The 16,631-nt window shown below is 57.2% G+C and carries 14 protein-coding genes and 1 pseudogene; 4 read left to right on the top strand and 11 right to left on the bottom strand.

Annotation, left to right across the window (positions count from 1 at the left end):
• Positions 1-156, top strand: a pseudogene (locus tag GVL50_RS29195) (patatin-like phospholipase family protein); the annotation flags it as partial.
• 316 nt (positions 157-472) lie between these two features.
• Positions 473-3,025 carry an RHS repeat domain-containing protein gene (locus GVL50_RS26825; RefSeq protein ID WP_159815649.1) on the top strand — a complete coding sequence of 851 codons (2,553 nt, stop codon included), beginning with the start codon at positions 473-475 and terminating at the stop codon, positions 3,023-3,025.
• A gap of 73 nt (positions 3,026-3,098) precedes the next feature.
• Here the strand turns inward: GVL50_RS26825 and GVL50_RS26820 are convergent, their stop codons facing one another.
• From GVL50_RS26820 to puuE, 8 genes are all read right to left on the bottom strand, one after another.
• Positions 3,099-3,884 (bottom strand): outer membrane protein OmpK, encoded by a 786-nt coding sequence (locus tag GVL50_RS26820; RefSeq protein ID WP_159815648.1) that lies wholly within the window; start codon positions 3,882-3,884, stop codon positions 3,099-3,101.
• Positions 3,885-4,258: 374 nt separating this feature from the next.
• Entirely contained in the window at positions 4,259-5,044 is a 786-nt protein-coding gene (locus tag GVL50_RS26815) for an outer membrane protein OmpK (RefSeq protein ID WP_053118648.1), read from the bottom strand.
• A 165-nt stretch (positions 5,045-5,209) separates the two neighbouring features.
• The gene (locus GVL50_RS26810; protein ID WP_053118650.1) at positions 5,210-6,568 is read right to left on the bottom strand and encodes a nucleobase:cation symporter-2 family protein; all 1,359 of its coding nucleotides are present in this window, start codon (positions 6,566-6,568) and stop codon (positions 5,210-5,212) included.
• A gap of 279 nt (positions 6,569-6,847) precedes the next feature.
• On the bottom strand, positions 6,848-8,155 hold the full coding sequence (locus tag GVL50_RS26805; RefSeq protein ID WP_053118652.1) for a urate hydroxylase PuuD: 1,308 nt from the start codon (positions 8,153-8,155) through the stop codon (positions 6,848-6,850).
• A gap of 51 nt (positions 8,156-8,206) precedes the next feature.
• Positions 8,207-8,710 carry an ureidoglycolate lyase gene (locus GVL50_RS26800; protein WP_053118654.1) on the bottom strand — a complete coding sequence of 168 codons (504 nt, stop codon included), beginning with the start codon at positions 8,708-8,710 and terminating at the stop codon, positions 8,207-8,209.
• Between the two features lie 141 nt (positions 8,711-8,851).
• Entirely contained in the window at positions 8,852-9,847 is a 996-nt protein-coding gene (gene alc / locus GVL50_RS26795; protein ID WP_053118656.1) for an allantoicase, read from the bottom strand.
• 90 nt (positions 9,848-9,937) lie between these two features.
• Entirely contained in the window at positions 9,938-10,453 is a 516-nt protein-coding gene (gene uraD / locus GVL50_RS26790; RefSeq protein WP_008080897.1) for a 2-oxo-4-hydroxy-4-carboxy-5-ureidoimidazoline decarboxylase, read from the bottom strand.
• On the bottom strand, positions 10,450-11,376 hold the full coding sequence (gene puuE / locus GVL50_RS26785) for an allantoinase PuuE (protein WP_034151757.1): 927 nt from the start codon (positions 11,374-11,376) through the stop codon (positions 10,450-10,452). The genes uraD and puuE overlap by 4 nt, the downstream gene beginning before the upstream one ends.
• 443 nt (positions 11,377-11,819) lie before the next feature.
• Between puuE and uraH the strand changes: the two genes are divergently transcribed.
• Positions 11,820-12,173 (top strand): hydroxyisourate hydrolase, encoded by a 354-nt coding sequence (uraH, locus tag GVL50_RS26780; RefSeq protein WP_008031462.1) that lies wholly within the window; start codon positions 11,820-11,822, stop codon positions 12,171-12,173.
• A gap of 195 nt (positions 12,174-12,368) precedes the next feature.
• Here the strand turns inward: uraH and GVL50_RS26775 are convergent, their stop codons facing one another.
• From GVL50_RS26775 to GVL50_RS26765, 3 genes are all read right to left on the bottom strand, one after another.
• Positions 12,369-12,995, bottom strand: coding sequence for a LysE family translocator (locus GVL50_RS26775; RefSeq protein WP_008080903.1), 627 nt, complete (start codon positions 12,993-12,995; stop codon positions 12,369-12,371).
• Between the two features lie 89 nt (positions 12,996-13,084).
• On the bottom strand, positions 13,085-14,434 hold the full coding sequence (locus GVL50_RS26770) for an NCS2 family permease (protein ID WP_159815647.1): 1,350 nt from the start codon (positions 14,432-14,434) through the stop codon (positions 13,085-13,087).
• Between the two features lie 289 nt (positions 14,435-14,723).
• A complete protein-coding gene (locus GVL50_RS26765) occupies positions 14,724-15,170 on the bottom strand; it encodes a MarR family winged helix-turn-helix transcriptional regulator (protein ID WP_159815646.1) in 447 nt (148 codons plus the stop codon).
• 82 nt (positions 15,171-15,252) lie between these two features.
• On the opposite strand from GVL50_RS26765, the gene GVL50_RS26760 reads away from it, so the two are divergent.
• Positions 15,253-16,419 carry a PLP-dependent aminotransferase family protein gene (locus GVL50_RS26760; RefSeq protein ID WP_159815645.1) on the top strand — a complete coding sequence of 389 codons (1,167 nt, stop codon included), beginning with the start codon at positions 15,253-15,255 and terminating at the stop codon, positions 16,417-16,419.
• Positions 16,420-16,631 lie beyond the last annotated feature (212 nt).

Below are 16,631 nucleotides of genomic sequence, written 5' to 3'. Positions count from 1 at the left end.
GGGGCGACGAAGACGGGCGGGGCGGGGGTGTTGAGTTATCTGTTGTTCGAGGCGGGGTATTGCGGCGAATTGATTGATTTGGGGCGAAGGGATGCGTTGGCCAAGCGTGAGGAGTTGTGCCGGTTTCTCGGAATTCGGCAGCCTGAAGCCGTTTGACCTGTCAGGTATGACAGTAGACGGCTGATGGTTATGTCCTTAGCTTTATCCCATGGACAGGGGGGAGCGATGGACAGTCATCAATGGACGGATACTCACACGCCGGCACTCTCTGTCGTCGACTCACGCGGGCTGGCCGTGCGAAGCGTTGCCTATTGTCGACACCCGAAAAATCCTTCCATTGAACCTCGCATTACCCGCAATAATTTTGATGCTGCCGGCCGGCAGATAGCGTCATGGGATCCTCGATTGTGGGGGGGGCGCAGCGAAACCGAACCTCGCGACGACCTACAATCTGCAAAACCAGTCCCTATTGGTGGACAGCGTTGATGCAGGCTGGCAACTGACTCTGACGGATCAGGCCGGTATGGCTCGCTCTTTCTGGGACGGACGTGGGAGTCAACGGCACACCGAATACGATCATCTGCAGCGGCCGACGATTGTTTCGGAGCATCTGGCGCAAGATTCACCGAAGGTTTGCGACCGTTTTGATTATGGCGATGGCTCTTACGCGTTTGCCGAGCATAACCAGTGCGGCCAACTCTTGCGACATGATCATCCGGCAGGCAGTCGCAGCCTCGACGAATACGGCGTGAGTGGTTTGCTGTTATCGGAGCAGACGCGGTTTCTGCGTGATCTCGAGTTGCCTGACTGGTCGTGCGAATCCGTGTCAGCACTATTGGAAGACGAGCTTTTCAAGTCAACGCAGAAGTATGGCCCTTTGGCCGAAGTGCGCAGCCAGACGGATGCCGCGGGCAATGTCAGATTCTTTGAGTTCGACCGGGCGGGGCAACTTAGCGCCGCCCGACTCAAATTCGCTGGCTCCTCGGAACCTCCGCGTTTGCTGGTCAACGATATACATTACGACGCTGCGGGTAACCGCATCAGTGAGCAGACTGGCAATGATGCAGTGAGTACTGCCCGCTACGCCTTTGACGACGGACGTTTGCTGCAAATGCAGTCCCGCAATGGCGAGGGCGGTGTGCTGCAGGATTTCAACTATGAGTACGATCCTGTCGGCAACATCGTCGCGCTTGAAGACATTGCGCAGCCGACGCGTTACTTCAAGAATCAGCGCATTGATCCGGTTAACCGTTATGTTCATGACAGCCTTTACCAACTGGTCGAGGCCACGGGCAGTGAAGTCAGCCAACCCAGCCATGGCCCTGCATTACCCGGCTGGCAAACTACGCCACTGGATCCCAATCAGTTACGCAATTACGTCCAGACATTCGATTACGACGCGGCCGGCAACCTGAAAAGGCGCCACCATAGCGATGCAGAAACTTTCGAGATGTTTACGTCGTTGCAGAGCAATCGCAGCGTTGCCGATAAAGCGAGTCTGGCAGATGGCTTCGATGCGAACGGCAATCAACTGGAGCTTTTACGCGGTCAACAGATGACGTGGGATGTTCGCAACCAGTTGAGTGGGGTGACGATGGTCAATCGTCCTGACGGTTCAAGCGATGCCGAACATTACTGTTATCAGCGCCCCGGCCATCGCTTGCGCAAGGTTGGCGTTACGCAAGCTGCCAGTCGCACTTTAAGTACTGAAGTTCGCTACTTGTCGGGGCTGGAAATCCATCGTGATACCGCCACCGGAGAAGAGCGGCATGTCATCAGTGTTGATGCCGGGCACAGCCAGGTTCGCGCCTTGCACTGGGAAACCGGAAAACCTGCGGATGTGCGCAATGATCAATTGCGTTTTTCCCTGAGCAATCATTTGAACTCATGCACTCTGGAATTGGATGAGTGGGGCAGCGTCCTGAGTCGGGAGGTTTATTACGCGTATGGCGGCACGGCGCTGTGGGCGGGGGGTAGCGAGGTTCAGGCGAAGTACAAAACAATTCGTTATTCGGGAAAAGAGAGGGATTTGACGGGGCTTTATTACTATGGTTATCGCTATTACGCGCCTTGGTTGCAGCGATGGGTGAGCACGGATCCCGCAGGGGACGTGAATGGTTTGAATGTGTTTTTGTTTTGTGGGAATGGATCGGCGAGCAGAGTTGACAGCCAAGGGTTGAGCTGGAATGCCAGTGAGTATTTTTACAAGGTTAGGCTAATAGGCTTTGTGTATAAAGAAAAGGGGGAGTGGTGGGATACAGCTAGAAGCAAAGTTGATTTTTCACTCGATAAAGCAATTTCTGAAATTGAAAGTGTAAATGCAGCGATGTTGTCGAACAAAGAAAGTGGATTTAATTCTGTGGTTTCACATTACATTGATAACACGTTTGGGCCTGGTGTCGATCGTACGCATTTGATGGAAATATTAGGCGGGATAGAAGGCCATTTGAAAAACTATTCAATTATCAAAGACAATATTCTTCTGGTGGAACGGCCGAATATAAAACGGGCAAGCGGTGAGAGTCGAGGAAGCGAGAGACTTTATGCTGGTGTGCGTATGCCACCCAAGGATTCGATGAATCGGATGGTGATCACCGAGCGCGAACTGTTAAGTGAGGGAACTCTCGATATTGCTTTTATTCACGCCGCGGCAGTACGAATGGAAGGGCATGAGTTACTTGGTTTTTCAAGGGGGTTTCCAATGATAGCGCCTGATGCTACTGCCTTTGTTGGAGAAGATCTGGCAAATGGAAAGTTTGATGGGGAAATAGTATCTCGCGTTCTGGATCGATTAAAGCTTACTGATGTTAAATATTTTTTCGGATCGAAAAGTCTTTTTAATCTGGAAGGCAAGATGGCCGCGAATCCAGAAATCAGGGCTGATTTATTGACGCATGATGCGGGCGTGTTGACTTACTTTACCAAGACATTAGCTCATGCGCTTGAAGGGCAGCGACCACCCCCTTACTCAGAACAACTCAGAAATAAATTCTTGGCGAATTACCGTTCACCGAAGGACGCGTAGCCGAGACAAATAATCATTACACACAGATCCTTCACGTTTGCCGTGAAAGACCTGTGTACAGGTTGCCGTGTAATCAGAAGTGGAACTTCACCAGGAAGCTGGTCACGTTCTGATTGGTGGTGAACGCACGGGTGTCGTCGATCCCGTACTTGTCTTTCCAGTAGTCGTACTCAACACCAACGTACAGCTGCTTCTCGCCGAAATTCAGCGCCTTGCCCAGGTCGTATTTGACTTGTGGGTTGAAGTGCAGGTTGGCGTGGTATTCGCCACGGTTGTTTTCGTCGTTGTCGACGACCCAGTCCATGTAACCGTCGATCAGCACGTTCGAGTCGCCGACCGGAATGGAGTAGGACCAGACCGGGGTGATCTGCCAGACGTTGTCACCCGGGCGCGAGCCTTCGGTGTGGCGCTGGTAGAAGTTCAGCTGGAAGTAGTCGAAGCCCGGGATGGCCAGGTCGAAACCTGGGCCGATCAGGTAGGACTCGGTGTCACCCTCGCCGAACTCGTAGGTCATCGCCAGCAGGACGTCTTTGATCGGGCCGAATTCGATCTTCTGGTCGAGTACCTTGCCCAGCGAGATGCGTGGCTGGAACTCGCCGTAGTAGGTGTTCGGGCCGTTGTTGAAGTCCTTGTCACCGTTGTAGAAGATCTTGTCGACGAACAGGAAGTTGTCCCCATACTTCCACGCATCGGCGTGCTCGAAGGTGACGGTCTGCTGGATCGCAGGATTGACCTTGAAGTCCTTACCGTAGAGGTAGGTCAGGCTGTTGTTCTGCCACTGCAGCAGGCCATCGGCCATGGCCTGGCCGCCGGCCAACATCGATCCCGCAAGCATCAGGCTGGTGCACGTACGTTTCATTCGGTTGCTCCCAAAGTAGGTGTTCCACGTTTATTTTTTTTAAGATCGGCGCTCTGGTGTGGCGCCTTTTTTCGTTACTGCAAAAGTCATCCAATCGGTCAGCTTTGCTGGTGTTAGCAAGAGCTGGGCCAAGGCTTTTCGAAAAGCAAAAAAACGCCCGTCGGCTGCTGCAAAACAGTCGATTGAGCGTGTTTTCGGGATGCCTCGGTACTGGCCGGGGCCGGGATAAGTTGGCCCGTCGGTCAGGAATTAAATCCGGGCTTTTTTTTAGACCGAATTCATGAGGCCGCGGAGAATACTGACTCCTCGGCCAGCTCTCAAGTGCCCCGCAACAGAGCACCGACGACAGGTATGGGGCACGGTTGCGGGTCATCTTAAAAATGCACCTTCACCAGCAGGCTGGCGGTGTTCTGATTGGTGTCGAGGTTGTGGCTGCTTTCGACGCCGTATTTGTTCTTCCAGTAGCTGTATTCGGTGCCGACGTACAGCTGCTTCTGACTCCAGCCCAGGGCTTTGCCGAGGTCATATTTGATCTGCGGATTGATGTGCAGGTTGGCGTGATAGGTGCCGCGCGAGTTCTCGTCGTTGTCGACCACCCAATCCAGATAGCCATCGATCAGCACGTCGGAATTGCCCACGGGAATGCTGTAAGACCAGCCGGGGGTGATCTGCCACACGCCGTCGCCGGGGCGCGGGCCTTCGGTCTGGCGGCGGAAGATATTGAGGGTGACGTAGTTGAAGCCGGGCACCTTGAGGTCGAAGCCCGGGCCGATCAGGTAGGCCTCGCTTTCACCTTCGCCGTACTCGTAGGTCATCGCCAGCAGCACGTCTTTGATCGGGCCGAATTCGATCTTCTGGTCGAAAATCTTGCCGAACGAGAAGCGTGGGGTGAATTCGCCGTAGAAGGTGTGCGGGCCTTTGTTGCGGTCTTCTTCGCCGTTGTAGAAGATTTTGTCGACGAAGAGAAAGTTGTCGCCGTATTTCCACTTGTCGGCGTGCTCGAACGTGACCGTCTGCTGGATCGACGGGTTGATCGCGAAATTCTTGCCGTACAGGTAGCTGAGGCTGTTGGTTTGCCACAGCAGTAAATCGCCAGCCATGGCTTGACTCGCGGCCAGCAGGCCACCACCCAACAGCATGTTTGTCTGTGTACGAATCATCTGTTGCTCCCTCTTGTTTTTATTGTTTGAGGCGCAGAGCTGTTGCTTGCCCTTGTAGGAGCAGAGCTTGCTCGCGAAAGCGGTGGGTCATTCAACATTGATGGTGGCTGACCTGGCCTCTTCGCGAGCAAGCTCTGCTCCTACAGGGGTACATCGGTGTTGCGTTTAGTGCTGGTGTGCGTGGCAGTCGTTGATGGCCGCGCGCTCTTTGCCGCCGAGAATGTTGAACAGCAGGTTCAGCGTCAGCGCGCTGAGCGTTGCCATGGCGATGCCGCTGTGGGTAATCGGGCTCATCCACAGCGGCAGGTGCGCGAAGAACTCAGGGCGCACCACCGGGATCAGGCCCATGCCGATGCTCACCGCCACCAGCAACTGGTTGCGACGGTCACCGATGTCGGCTTCTTGCAGAATCTTGATCCCGGTCGCGGCGACCATGCCGAACATTGCAATCGCTGCGCCGCCGAGTACTGCCGGTGGAATCGATGCCACCAGGAACGCGGCTTTCGGCAGCAGGCTCAGGACGATCAGCAAGCCACCGGCAACGATGGTCACCGAGCGGCAGCGCACGCCGGTCATCTGCACCAGGCCGATGTTTTGCGCGAACGAGGAGTGGGTGAAGGTGTTGAAGAAACCGGCGACAAACGAGGCGCCAGCATCACACAGCAAGCCGCGACGCAGCATGCGCGGGCAGACTTCCTGGCCGGTGATTTTGCCCAGCGCGAGGAACATCCCGGTGGACTCGACGAAGATGATCACCACCACCAGACACATTGACAGGATCGGCGCGAGTTCGAATTTCGGCATGCCGAAATGCAGCGGGGTGACGAACTGAATCCATGGCGCATTGGCCATGCCGCTGAGGTCGACCATACCGATCACGCCGCACAGGATGTAGCCGAAGCACATGCCGATCAGTACGGAAATGTTGACCCAGAAACCGCGCATGAAGCGGTGCACCAGCAGAATGGTGCCCAACACCAGGGCGGCGATGGCCAGATAAATCGGTGAACCGAATTGCGTAGCGCCTGCACCGCCGCCCGCCCAATTCACGGCGACGGGGAACAGCGACAAACCGATCGAGGTGATGACCGTGCCGGTCACCAGAGGCGGGAAGAAGCGTACGACCTTGGACATGAATGGCGCGATGATCATGCCGAAGAAACCGGCGGCGATCGTTGCGCCAAAGATGCCTTGCAGGCCGATACCGGGCATGCCGGCCATGGCGACCATGCTGCCGACAGCGGCAAAACTGGCGCCCATCATCACCGGCATGCGAATGCCCATCGGGCCGATGCCCATGGATTGCACGATGGTGGCGACACCGGCGACCAGCAGGTCGGCGTTGATCAGGAAGGCAATTTCTTCACGACTCAGGCCAGCGGCCTGTCCAATGATCAGCGGCACCGCGATGGCACCACCGTACATCAGCAGAACATGTTGCAAACCGACCAGGATCAGTTGCAAAAGGGGCAATCGCTGAATGGCGGGTGCGTCGGGGATGCGCGCTTTGGACAGCTCGGACATGCAACACCTCAGATCTTTTTATTCTTGTGATTGAACAGCTGCCGGGTTGCTCGCAGCTGTCCTTTGCATCATTCGTATGTGTGGGCAGAGGAATTTTGTGGCGAGGGGATTTATCCCCGATGGGCTACGAAGTAGCCCCAAAACCTGCAATCGCAATACATCAGGCAGATGGCAATTGCAGGGTCTGCGACGGCTGCGCCGCCGATCGGGGATAAATCCCCTCGCCACAGGTAAATCCCTTCACCTCAAAAGCCTGCTGTTAGCAGGCTTTTGTGTGGCTTAGTTGGTCTGGGCTCCCTGCACAATCCAGGCGCCGATCAGGTCACGTTCTTGCTGGGTCATCTGTGTGATGTTGCCCAGTGGCATGATCTGACTGGTGACCGCTTGTGCCTGAATCCGCGCCGCGTTCTGGCGGATCTGCTCAGGGGTGTCGAACATCACACCCGCTGGCGCTGCGCTGAACAACGGACTGGTCGGCTTGGCCGAGTGGCAAACCGCGCAGCGTTCTTGAATCACGCTGTGCACTTTGTCAAAGCCAGGGCCGGCGTTGGAGGCTTGTGCCGGTGCAGCAGGTTCGGCAGGGGCTGCCGGTGCCGCTTCAGCCGGTTTCGCGCCACCACCCAGTGCCGTTTCCGGCAGCGGTTGATACTCGATTTTTGCTGGAGCCTTGGCCACTTCCGGAGCGGTCGACATCGGCGTTGGGCCGGTGACGTACGCCAGCGTGATCATGCCTACCGCTGCCACTGGCAGAGTCCAGGCAAACTTGTGGCTGTCGTGACGGGTGTTGAAGTAGTGACGAACCAACACGGCCAACACCGCGATCCCGGCCAGGATCAACCAGTTGTACTGGCTGCCATAGGTGCTCGGGAAGTGGTTGCTGATCATGATGAACAGCACCGGCAGGGTGAAGTAGTTGTTGTGACGCGAACGCAGCAAGCCTTTGGCCGGCAGTGCCGGATCCGGCGTGCGGTTCTCGGCAATCGCCGCCACCAGTGCACGTTGCGCCGGCATGATGATGCGGAACACGTTACCGACCATGATGGTGCCGATGATCGCGCCAACGTGCAGGTACGCACCACGACCGCTGAACACTTTGCTGAAGCCATACGCCGCGCCGATGATCAGCACGAACAGAATGAAGCCGAGCAGAGCAGGGCGTTTGCCCAAGGCCGAGTCGCACAGGAAGGAGTAGATGAACCAGCCGAGGAACAGCGAGCCGATACCGATGGCCACGCCTTCAGGGCCGCTCAGTGTGCTGCCCGGAGCCAGCAGGTAGAGCGTTGGATTGGAGTAGAACACCACGCACAGCAGCGCGATACCCGACATCCAGGTGAAGTAGGCTTCCCATTTGAACCAGTGCAGGTTCTCCGGCATCGACGGTGGGGCCAGTTTGTATTTTTCCAGGTGATAGATACCGCCACCGTGGATCGCCCACAGGTCACCGGCCAGACCGGTTTTCGGGTTGACGCGGTTGAGGTTGTTCTCCAGCCAGACGAAGTAGAACGACGCGCCGATCCAGGCCACGCCAGTAATCATGTGAACCCAGCGCACGCTCAGGTTCAGCCATTCCAACAGATGTGCTTCCACAGTCTTTACCTCTCGCCTGTCACTCTTGTTGTCGAGTGATCAGACCTTCTCTTATTGGTGGGGGGCGAGGAACAGACGCTCTTCCTCTTTGAAAAAATGCTCATCGCAGTTATTGCCTGTGCCACTGCGATCAACCACCAGGAAGTCATCCCGCTTTTCGATCGTCAGCACCGGATGGTGCCAAACGCCGCGATGGTAATTAATGCCCTGCCTGCCGTTGGTGACGAAGGCGCGGACCAAGCCTGATACAGGTTCATCGCCAACTGGCGCGACCACGATCAGAAAGGGGTTGCCGAGCAGCGGTATGAAAGCCTGGCTGCCCAGCGGATGGCGTTCCAGCATGCAAACGGTCAGTGGCATGTCCTGCGCGTCGGCGCGGAAGATGCTGATGATCGCGTTGTCCTCAGGCTGAGCGGTTTCGACCGTCGCCAGTTTATGGAAGCGCATGGTCGAACCGTTGTTGATCATGAAGTGATCGCTGCCGTCGGTTTCGATCACGTCACCGAAAGGGGCGAAGGCTTCTTTGGTCAGCGGTTCAATCGTTAGTGTGCGCATGCTGTTCTTCTTTTCGTTGAGTGATCGTTCCCACGCTCCGCGTGGGAATGCAGCCCGTGACGCTCCGCGTCACATCCAAAACGGACGCAGAGCGTCCAGTGATGCGTTCCCACGCAGAGCGTGGGAACGATCATTGCGGTGTTATTTAGCGACCTTGCCCAGTACACGCAGGCGGCTCACACCACCGTCCGGGAACACGTTCAGGCGGATGTGGGTAATCGGGCCCAGTGCTTTGATTTGCTCGACGAAGGTGTGCTCGGCGTGCATTTCCAGCTTCTGGCTTGGCAGCAGATCGCGCCAGAACAGCGACTGGGTTTCGATCTGGCTGTCAGTACCACCTTTCACGAACGCGCCCTGGATCGAGCAGGTGTCCGGGTAGTTGCCTTTGAAGTGCAGGGTGTCGACGACGATCTTCTCGATCTCGCCCGGGTGACCCAGCGCGACGATGACCCAGTCATTGCCCGGCGTACGACGACGTGCAGTTTCCCAGCCGTCGCCCATGTTGATGCCACGGCCCGGGTTGAGGATGTTGCTCATGCGGCCGAAGTGTTCGTCGGAGCAGGCGAGGGCGCGGCCACCGTTGAGGGCTGCTGCCAGATCGACCTGCTCATTGTCGCCAACGGCCGACCAGTCGCGATGCGGCACACCGTACACGCGCAGACGGGCAACACCGCCGTCCGGGTAGATGTTGAAGCGCAGGTGACTGAACGCTTGGTCGTTGCTGATTTCGTGGTAGTGGTGGCTGTTGCCCTGCAGCTCGACAGCCGACAGCACTTCAGTCCACTGAGTGTTGTCATCAGGCTCGCCCGAGGCCAGGAAGCACGCTTCCAGCGAGGCCGATGGCGGGAAGTTGCCGGTGAAGAATGAAGTGTCGATGTCCACGCCTTTGATCGAGCCCGGTACGCCCAGACGGATCACTGCGCTGTCGAAGCCTTCGAAGCGCTTGCGGCGCGATTCCCAGCCGTCCATCCACTTGCCGTTGTCATCGAACACGCCCTCCTTCCATACGGCCGGGGTCGGTTGGAACAGACGATTGGCGTCTGCGAACCAGTCATCGGTGACCGAGATGATTTTGGTGCCCAGACGGGCATCGGCCAGGTTGACGAACTTCTCGAAAGGTACGGCGTAAGCTTTCATTCTTCTTGTCTGCCTTTAAATAAGTGGCTGGGGATGCTTGCAGGGCCCTGGGAAACACAAGCGTTCTAGAGGTTTCTCGGGCCAGGCTCGCTATAGGGTCAGTAAACGGAACAGGGCGATCTTGTTGATCTCCGCCAGCGCGCATTTGAACTCGGTGTCTTGCGAGTTGTGAATGCGCGTTTCGAACGCCGCGAGGATCTGATGCCGGTTGCTGCCTTTTACCGCCATGATGAAGGGAAACTTGAACTTGGCTTTGTAGGCGTCGTTCAGCTCGGTGAAGCGCTGGAACTCTTCGGCCGTGCATTGGTGAATACCGGCGCCAGCTTGTTCATTGGTGCTGGCTTCGGTCAGTTGGCCCTGGACGGCAGCTTTGCCGGCCAGGTCCGGGTGAGCGTTGATCAGCGCCAGTTGACTGGCGTGATCGGCGCTCAACAGGATGTCGCTCATGCGCTGGTGCAGGGTTTCGATCTCGTCGATCGAAGCGTCCACGCCCAGGTCGTAGGCCTTCTCGGCCACCCATGGCGAATGTTCGTAGATGTCGGCGAAAGCTTTGACGAAAGCGTCGCGGCTCAGGGTCGACGGTTGCAGGGTTTGAAAGCGGCTCATTTGGCGGCCCCTTGGTACGGCTGGGTTTCGTGCCAGTGACGCGCGATGTCGACGCGACGGCTGAACCACACCTGTTCATGACTTTTGGCGTATTCGATAAAGCGTTTGAGCGAAGCGATGCGACCCGGACGGCCGATCAAGCGGCAGTGCAGACCGATCGAGAGCATTTTCGGTGCTTCAGCGCCTTCGGCGTAGAGCACGTCGAACGCGTCTTTGAGGTATTCGAAGAAGTCGTCACCCTTGTTGAAACCCTGTACTTGCGTGAAGCGCATGTCGTTGGTGTCGAGGGTGTACGGGATCACCAGATGCGGCTTGCCGGTCGGGTTGTTCGGTTCCCAGTAGGGCAGGTCGTCGTCGTAGGTGTCGCAGTCGTAGAGGAAACCGCCTTCTTCCATCACCAGGCGACGGGTGTTCGGGCCAGTGCGGCCGGTGTACCAGCCCAGTGGGCGCTCGCCGGTGATTTCGGTGAGGATGCGGATCGCTTCGAGCATGTGCTCGCGTTCCTGCGCTTCGTCCATGTACTGATAGTCGATCCAGCGATAGCCGTGGCTGCAGATCTCGTGACCGGCATCGACCATCGCGCGGATCACATCCGGGTGGCGCTGAGCGGCCATGGCCACGGCGAAGATGGTCAACGGAATGTCGAATTCCTTGAACAGTTTCAGGATCCGCCAGACGCCGGCACGGCTGCCATACTCGTAAAGCGATTCCATGCTCATGTTGCGCGCGCCTTGCAGCGGCTGAGCAGCAACCATTTCGGACAGGAACGCTTCGGATTCTTTGTCGCCGTGCAGAATGTTGCGCTCGCCGCCTTCTTCGTAATTGAGCACGAAGGACAGGGCGATGCGGGCATTGCCCGGCCAGTGTGGGTGAGGAGGGTTACTGCCGTAACCGATCAGGTCGCGTGGGTAGTCAGCGCTCACTGCAGTCTTCCTTCTTATTCATGACTTGTTCAAAGTCGGGATTTTGTGGCGGCCTGGCGGTGAGTGAACAGGCTGGCGTCACAGCGATGGGCTGATTGTATACAACTTTAATCGCAATTTGTAAGCCTGAATTTTCGCATTTTTCACCGACTGTCATCTTTTACTGCTAATGGCGTGGGCCTGCAAGAAACCTGCCTGACCCGTCAGCTTATGGATAGGAGGTTCAATGAATAGGCGCGTTGCTGGCAGATCAAGGGGAAACGCCCGAATGGCGGGGGTGATGTGAAAAATGTCGTTTTTATTGTGTACAATTTTTTTGAAAAGTGTCTTAATCAGTCGCTCGCCGCAGCTTTTCGTGCTCCGAATCGGTGCGGTCTCCTTTTCAACTGACTTCGGGAGGCGCGAAGTCTGACTGCTTCCACGCAGGCAGGCGCGCAGAATCAATGGGACGTTTGACAACACACGTTTTGGACGCTGCACACGGTTGCCCGGGCAGTTCGATCAAGGTCGAGCTGTACCGCGTTGAAGGTTCGCAACTGGAATTGGTCGCCAGTGCGATTACCAACAGCGATGGCCGGGTCGATGCACCGCTGCTGCAAGGCGATGATTATCGTACCGGCGTTTATCAGGTTCAGTTTCACGCGGGCGATTACTACCGCGCCCGTGGTGTTCAGTTGCCGGAACCGGCCTTTCTGGACGTGGTTGTGCTGCGCTTCGGCATCTCTGCCGAACAGGATCACTACCATGTTCCGTTGCTGATTTCGCCGTACAGCTATTCCACGTACCGGGGCAGCTGACCCCCAAGCAGCTGCCCCCACCGGGAAGCGACTGCGCATATAGCTTCTTTGGTCTTTCGCCCGCCCACACTGCGGGCTTTTTTTCGTCCTTGAGAAAGTGGTGTCTGGTCTGGCGCCTTCGCGAGCAAGCCCGCTCCCACAGGTGGAACGCATTCCAAATGTGGGAGCGGGCTTGCTCGCGCGAAGCTTTTGCTTTTAGCGGCTCAACAGGGACGCGGCACCCGCACCACTGAACAACCCGGCACTGATCCGGTTAAACCAGCTCTGCCCCTTGCCACTGCGCAGATACCGCGCCGCCCCATGCGCACCCAGCCCGTAAGCCAGTTTGCAGCACAGATCAAGCACCACCCAGGTGGCAATCATGATCAGCAACTGCGGCAGGAACGGTTGCTGCGCGCTGAGGAACTGCGGCAGAAACGCGGCGAAGAACAGAATGTCCTTCGGATTGCTCGCGCCCAACACAAACGCGCGCCCGAACAAGGTGCGAAAGCGCGGAGTCGGTGCCGCCTGAGGCACTTCCGCGCCTACCGACGGCTGACGCGATTGCTGCCAGCTCTGCCAGGCGAGGTAGAACAGATACAGCGCACCGACGATTTTCAGCGCACTGAACAACTGCTCCGACGCCAACAGCAGGGCGCCCAGTCCCAGCGCCGAAGCACTGAGCAAACAGATCGACGCAATCACGCCACCCAAAAACGCCGGGTAAGAACGGCGCAAACCGTAATTCAGACTGTTGCTGATCATCAGCAATGACAGTGGCCCCGGAATCAGGATCACCACCAACGCAGCGCCGCTGAACAGCAGCCAGGTTTCCAGACTCATCACTTTCCTCCTTTTTTGTTGTACTGAAAAATGCACAAAAGCCCCACCCGTGAGGGTGAGGCCGTTTTGAAGCCTGAACCGCGTAGCGCTTACAGGAAGATGAACTTGGCGATGAAGATCGCGCAGAGCACCCACAGGCTCACGGAAATTTCCTTGTACTTGCCGGTACCGGCCTTCAGCGCCACGTAGGTGATGAAGCCCAATGCGATACCGTCGGCGACCGAGAAGGTCAGCGGCATCATGATGGCGGTGACGATTGCCGGGATGGCATCAGTGGCTTCGTCCCACTCGATGTGGGCCATGCCGCCCATCATCAGCATTGCTACGTAGATCAATGCACCGGCGGTGGCGTAAGCGGGAATCATGCCGGCCAGCGGTGCGAAAAACATTGCCGCTATAAATAGCACACCTACGGTCACTGCGGTAAGACCAGTCCGACCACCAGCGGCCACACCGGCAGCACTTTCTACATAACTGGTGACGGGCGGAACGCCGACCACCGCACCGAATACGCTGGAAGCACTGTCGGCTTTCATCGCGCGGGAGAGGTTTTCGATGCGACCGTCAGCGCCGACCAGATTGGCGCGCTGAGCAACGCCCATCAGCGTACCGGCGGTGTCGAACATGTGTACAAAGAGGAAGGCCAATACCACGCTGATCATGCTGACGTTGAATACGCCGGCCACGTTCATCGCCATAAAGGTCGGCGCCAGGCTTGGCGGCGTCGACATGATCCCTTCGTAATGCACGATGCCCAGACCCCAACCGGCGAGGGTCACGGTGATGATGCTGATGAGGATCGCGCCGAAGATTTTGTGGTAGCTGAGGATCGCAATCATCAGGAAGCAGATGGCGGCGAGCAGCGGGCCAGGTTCACGCAGGGAACCGAGCTTGATCAGGGTCGCCGGGCTGTCGACGACAATGCCAGCGGTTTTCAGGCCGATCAGACCGAGGAACAAGCCCACACCGGCACCCATCGCAAAGCGCAGGCTGACCGGAATACTGTTGAGCAGCCACTCACGGATCCGCGAGAAGGTCAGGATCATGAACAACACGCCGGAAACAAACACCGCACCCAGCGCGGTTTCCCAGTTGTAGCCCATGGTGCCGACCACGGTGTACGTGAAGAACGCGTTGAGGCCCATGCCCGGCGCCAGGCCGACTGGCCAGTTGGCGTACAGGCCCATCAACAGGCAGCCCAGTGCGGCGGCGATACAGGTGGCGACGAACGCCGCACCGTGGTCAATCCCGGCATCGGCCATGATGTTCGGGTTGACGAAGATGATGTAAGCCATGGTGATGAAGGTTGTCAGACCGGCAATCAGCTCGGTCTTCACCGTGGTGCCATGCAAGCTGAGTTTGAACAAGCGCTCCAGCAGACCAGTGCGTAATGGCGGCGAGAGATCCAGCGTCGATGCTTCGGATTTGCGGCTTTCCACAGCGAGTACTCCTCAAGAGTTTTATTGTTATTTCCAGGGCCGGACCCATGAGGGGTGGCAGCGGCCCTTTGAGGCACTTGCGAATTTGTTGACCATGCGGTCAGGAACTCGCACGCTGTGGATTATGCTTTTGTGTACAAATAAAGCAAATATTGTTTTTGGTTTTGTTTACGAAAGTTCCATTGATAGGGATATATCGCCTTTGAGGGCCCCTTCGCGAGCAAGCTTTGCTCCTACAAGGCAACTCAAACCGTAGGAGCAAAGCTTGCTCGCGAAGAGGCCGGCCCATTCAATCGAGAACTGTCTGACTGTTCCCCAGCGCCAGATTCACCGCCAACCACCCATTCACCGCCGCCTCCCCAGCCTCGGCAAACACCCGCTCCAGCAACTTCACCTGCTCACGCCGCAACGCCTGCTCAAACTTCGCGCCTTCCGTCGTCAATTCCAGCAGCCGTTTTCGCTTGTCTGCCTCCGACGCCACGCTGTCGACCAGGTGCATTTCCTGCAACTGCCGCAACGGCATGTTCAGCGCCTGCTTGCTCACGCCGAGCAAGCCAAGCAATTCCTTCACGCTCAAATTCGGATAACGCGCGATGAAAAACACGATGCGCTGATGCACCCGCGACAACCCGCGGCGCTCGAGCATTTCGTCAGCCTTGGCGGTGAACGCCTGATAGCCGAAGAAAAACGCTTCCATCGCCTGTTGCTGGCTCGTTGGGTTTTTAAGGTCAAGCATGTTGACGTACTCGCTCAAGCTGTCGTAATTTCAGTCAACCAGTTTGACTCATTTTAAACCACCCTCGCTACCGGTGACCTCCATGGCTTTTTCCGAACGTGTCTCGCGCCTTAAAAGTTCTTTGATCCGTGAAATCCTCGCCGCCGCCCAGCGTCCTGAGGTGATGTCGTTCGCCGGTGGCTTGCCCGCCGAAGCCATGTTGCCGAAAGTCGAATGGGCGGACATGCCGCTGGCGCTCGGCCAATACGGCATGAGCGAAGGCGAACCGGCGTTGCGCGAAGCGTTGGCGGCGGAGGCGAGGGCGCTCGGTCTGGAATGCGAGGCGAGTCAGGTATTGGTGGTCAGCGGCTCCCAGCAAACCCTCGATCTGGCGGCCAAGCTGTACATCGACAAAGGCACGGAAATTCTGCTCGAAGCGCCGACCTATCTGGCCGCGCTGCAAATCTTCCAGCTGTTCGGCGCCGATTGCCTGACCGTGCCGCAAGAGTCCGACGGCCCGAACCTGGCGCACTTGCGTAATCGTCTGGAACAGCATCGTCCGGCGTTCATCTACCTGATCCCGACCTTTCAGAACCCATCAGCCGTGCGCTACAGCGAAGCCAAACGCGCAGCAGTCGCCGCATTGCTCGATGAATTCGGCGTGACCTTGATCGAAGACGAGCCCTACCGCGAACTGACCTTCGACGGCGGCAGCGCCAAACCGATTGCCGGACGCTTGCAGAAATCCAGCTGGATCTACACCGGCACCGTGTCGAAAACCCTGCTGCCGGGTTTGCGCGTTGGCTATCTGATCGCCAGCCCGGATCTGTTTCCGCATTTGCTTAAACTCAAGCAATCGGCGGATCTGCACACCAACCGCATCGGCCAATGGCAGGCGCTGCAATGGATCGGCACAGAGAAATATCAGCAGCATTTGAGTGAGTTGCGTGGGTTCTATCGCCAGCGACGTGATGCGTTTCAATTGGCACTGGAAACGCACTTTGCCGATTTGGCGGATTGGAACATGCCGCAGGGCGGGCTGTTTTTCTGGCTGACGTTGAAGCAACCGCTGGATACGCGAACGCTATTGAATGAGGCGTTGGCCAATGATGTGGCGTTTATGCCGGGCGAACCGTTCTTCCCGGAGCCGGATAATCATCATGGGCACTTGCGTTTGAATTTCAGCCATATTGATCCGGCGCGGCTGGATGAAGGGTTGAAGCGGCTGGCGGCGGTGGTGCGGCAGGCGCAGATAAATAAAGCGGCGTGATAAAAACAAATAAACCGGCTCAAGGGCCGGTTTATTTTTGTCTGGGATTTTAGGTGCCTGGGAGGGCCTCTTCGCGAGCAAGCCCGCTTGTATGGTAGGACTCGAAGGGGTGGGTGGGACCAAAAGCCAGCTTCTGACTGTTAGCCCAGTACAGACTGTGGGAGACATCGGCCCCACCCCTTCCACCAAAGCGCCGATAAAGAATGCTTCGT

Source organism: Pseudomonas sp. 18058 (assembly GCF_902706155.1).
GTDB classification, from domain to species: domain Bacteria; phylum Pseudomonadota; class Gammaproteobacteria; order Pseudomonadales; family Pseudomonadaceae; genus Aquipseudomonas; species Aquipseudomonas rustica.
The sequence above is the reverse complement of the archived record's forward strand: the minus strand, read 5'-3'. Positions and strand labels throughout refer to the sequence as shown.

Excerpts from the sequence above, each read along its gene's own strand:
- GVL50_RS26820 (WP_159815648.1), bottom strand. The coding sequence starts at position 3,884 with ATGAAACGTACGTGCACCAGCCTGATGCTTGCGGGATCGATGTTGGCC.
- GVL50_RS26815 (WP_053118648.1), bottom strand. The coding sequence starts at position 5,044 with ATGATTCGTACACAGACAAACATGCTGTTGGGTGGTGGCCTGCTGGCC.
- GVL50_RS26810 (WP_053118650.1), bottom strand. The coding sequence starts at position 6,568 with ATGTCCGAGCTGTCCAAAGCGCGCATCCCCGACGCACCCGCCATTCAG.
- GVL50_RS26800 (WP_053118654.1), bottom strand. The coding sequence starts at position 8,710 with ATGCGCACACTAACGATTGAACCGCTGACCAAAGAAGCCTTCGCCCCT.
- alc (WP_053118656.1), bottom strand. The coding sequence starts at position 9,847 with ATGAAAGCTTACGCCGTACCTTTCGAGAAGTTCGTCAACCTGGCCGAT.
- uraD (WP_008080897.1), bottom strand. The coding sequence starts at position 10,453 with ATGAGCCGCTTTCAAACCCTGCAACCGTCGACCCTGAGCCGCGACGCT.
- uraH (WP_008031462.1), top strand. The coding sequence starts at position 11,820 with ATGGGACGTTTGACAACACACGTTTTGGACGCTGCACACGGTTGCCCG.
- GVL50_RS26775 (WP_008080903.1), bottom strand. The coding sequence starts at position 12,995 with ATGAGTCTGGAAACCTGGCTGCTGTTCAGCGGCGCTGCGTTGGTGGTG.
- GVL50_RS26765 (WP_159815646.1), bottom strand. The coding sequence starts at position 15,170 with ATGCTTGACCTTAAAAACCCAACGAGCCAGCAACAGGCGATGGAAGCG.
- GVL50_RS26760 (WP_159815645.1), top strand. The coding sequence starts at position 15,253 with ATGGCTTTTTCCGAACGTGTCTCGCGCCTTAAAAGTTCTTTGATCCGT.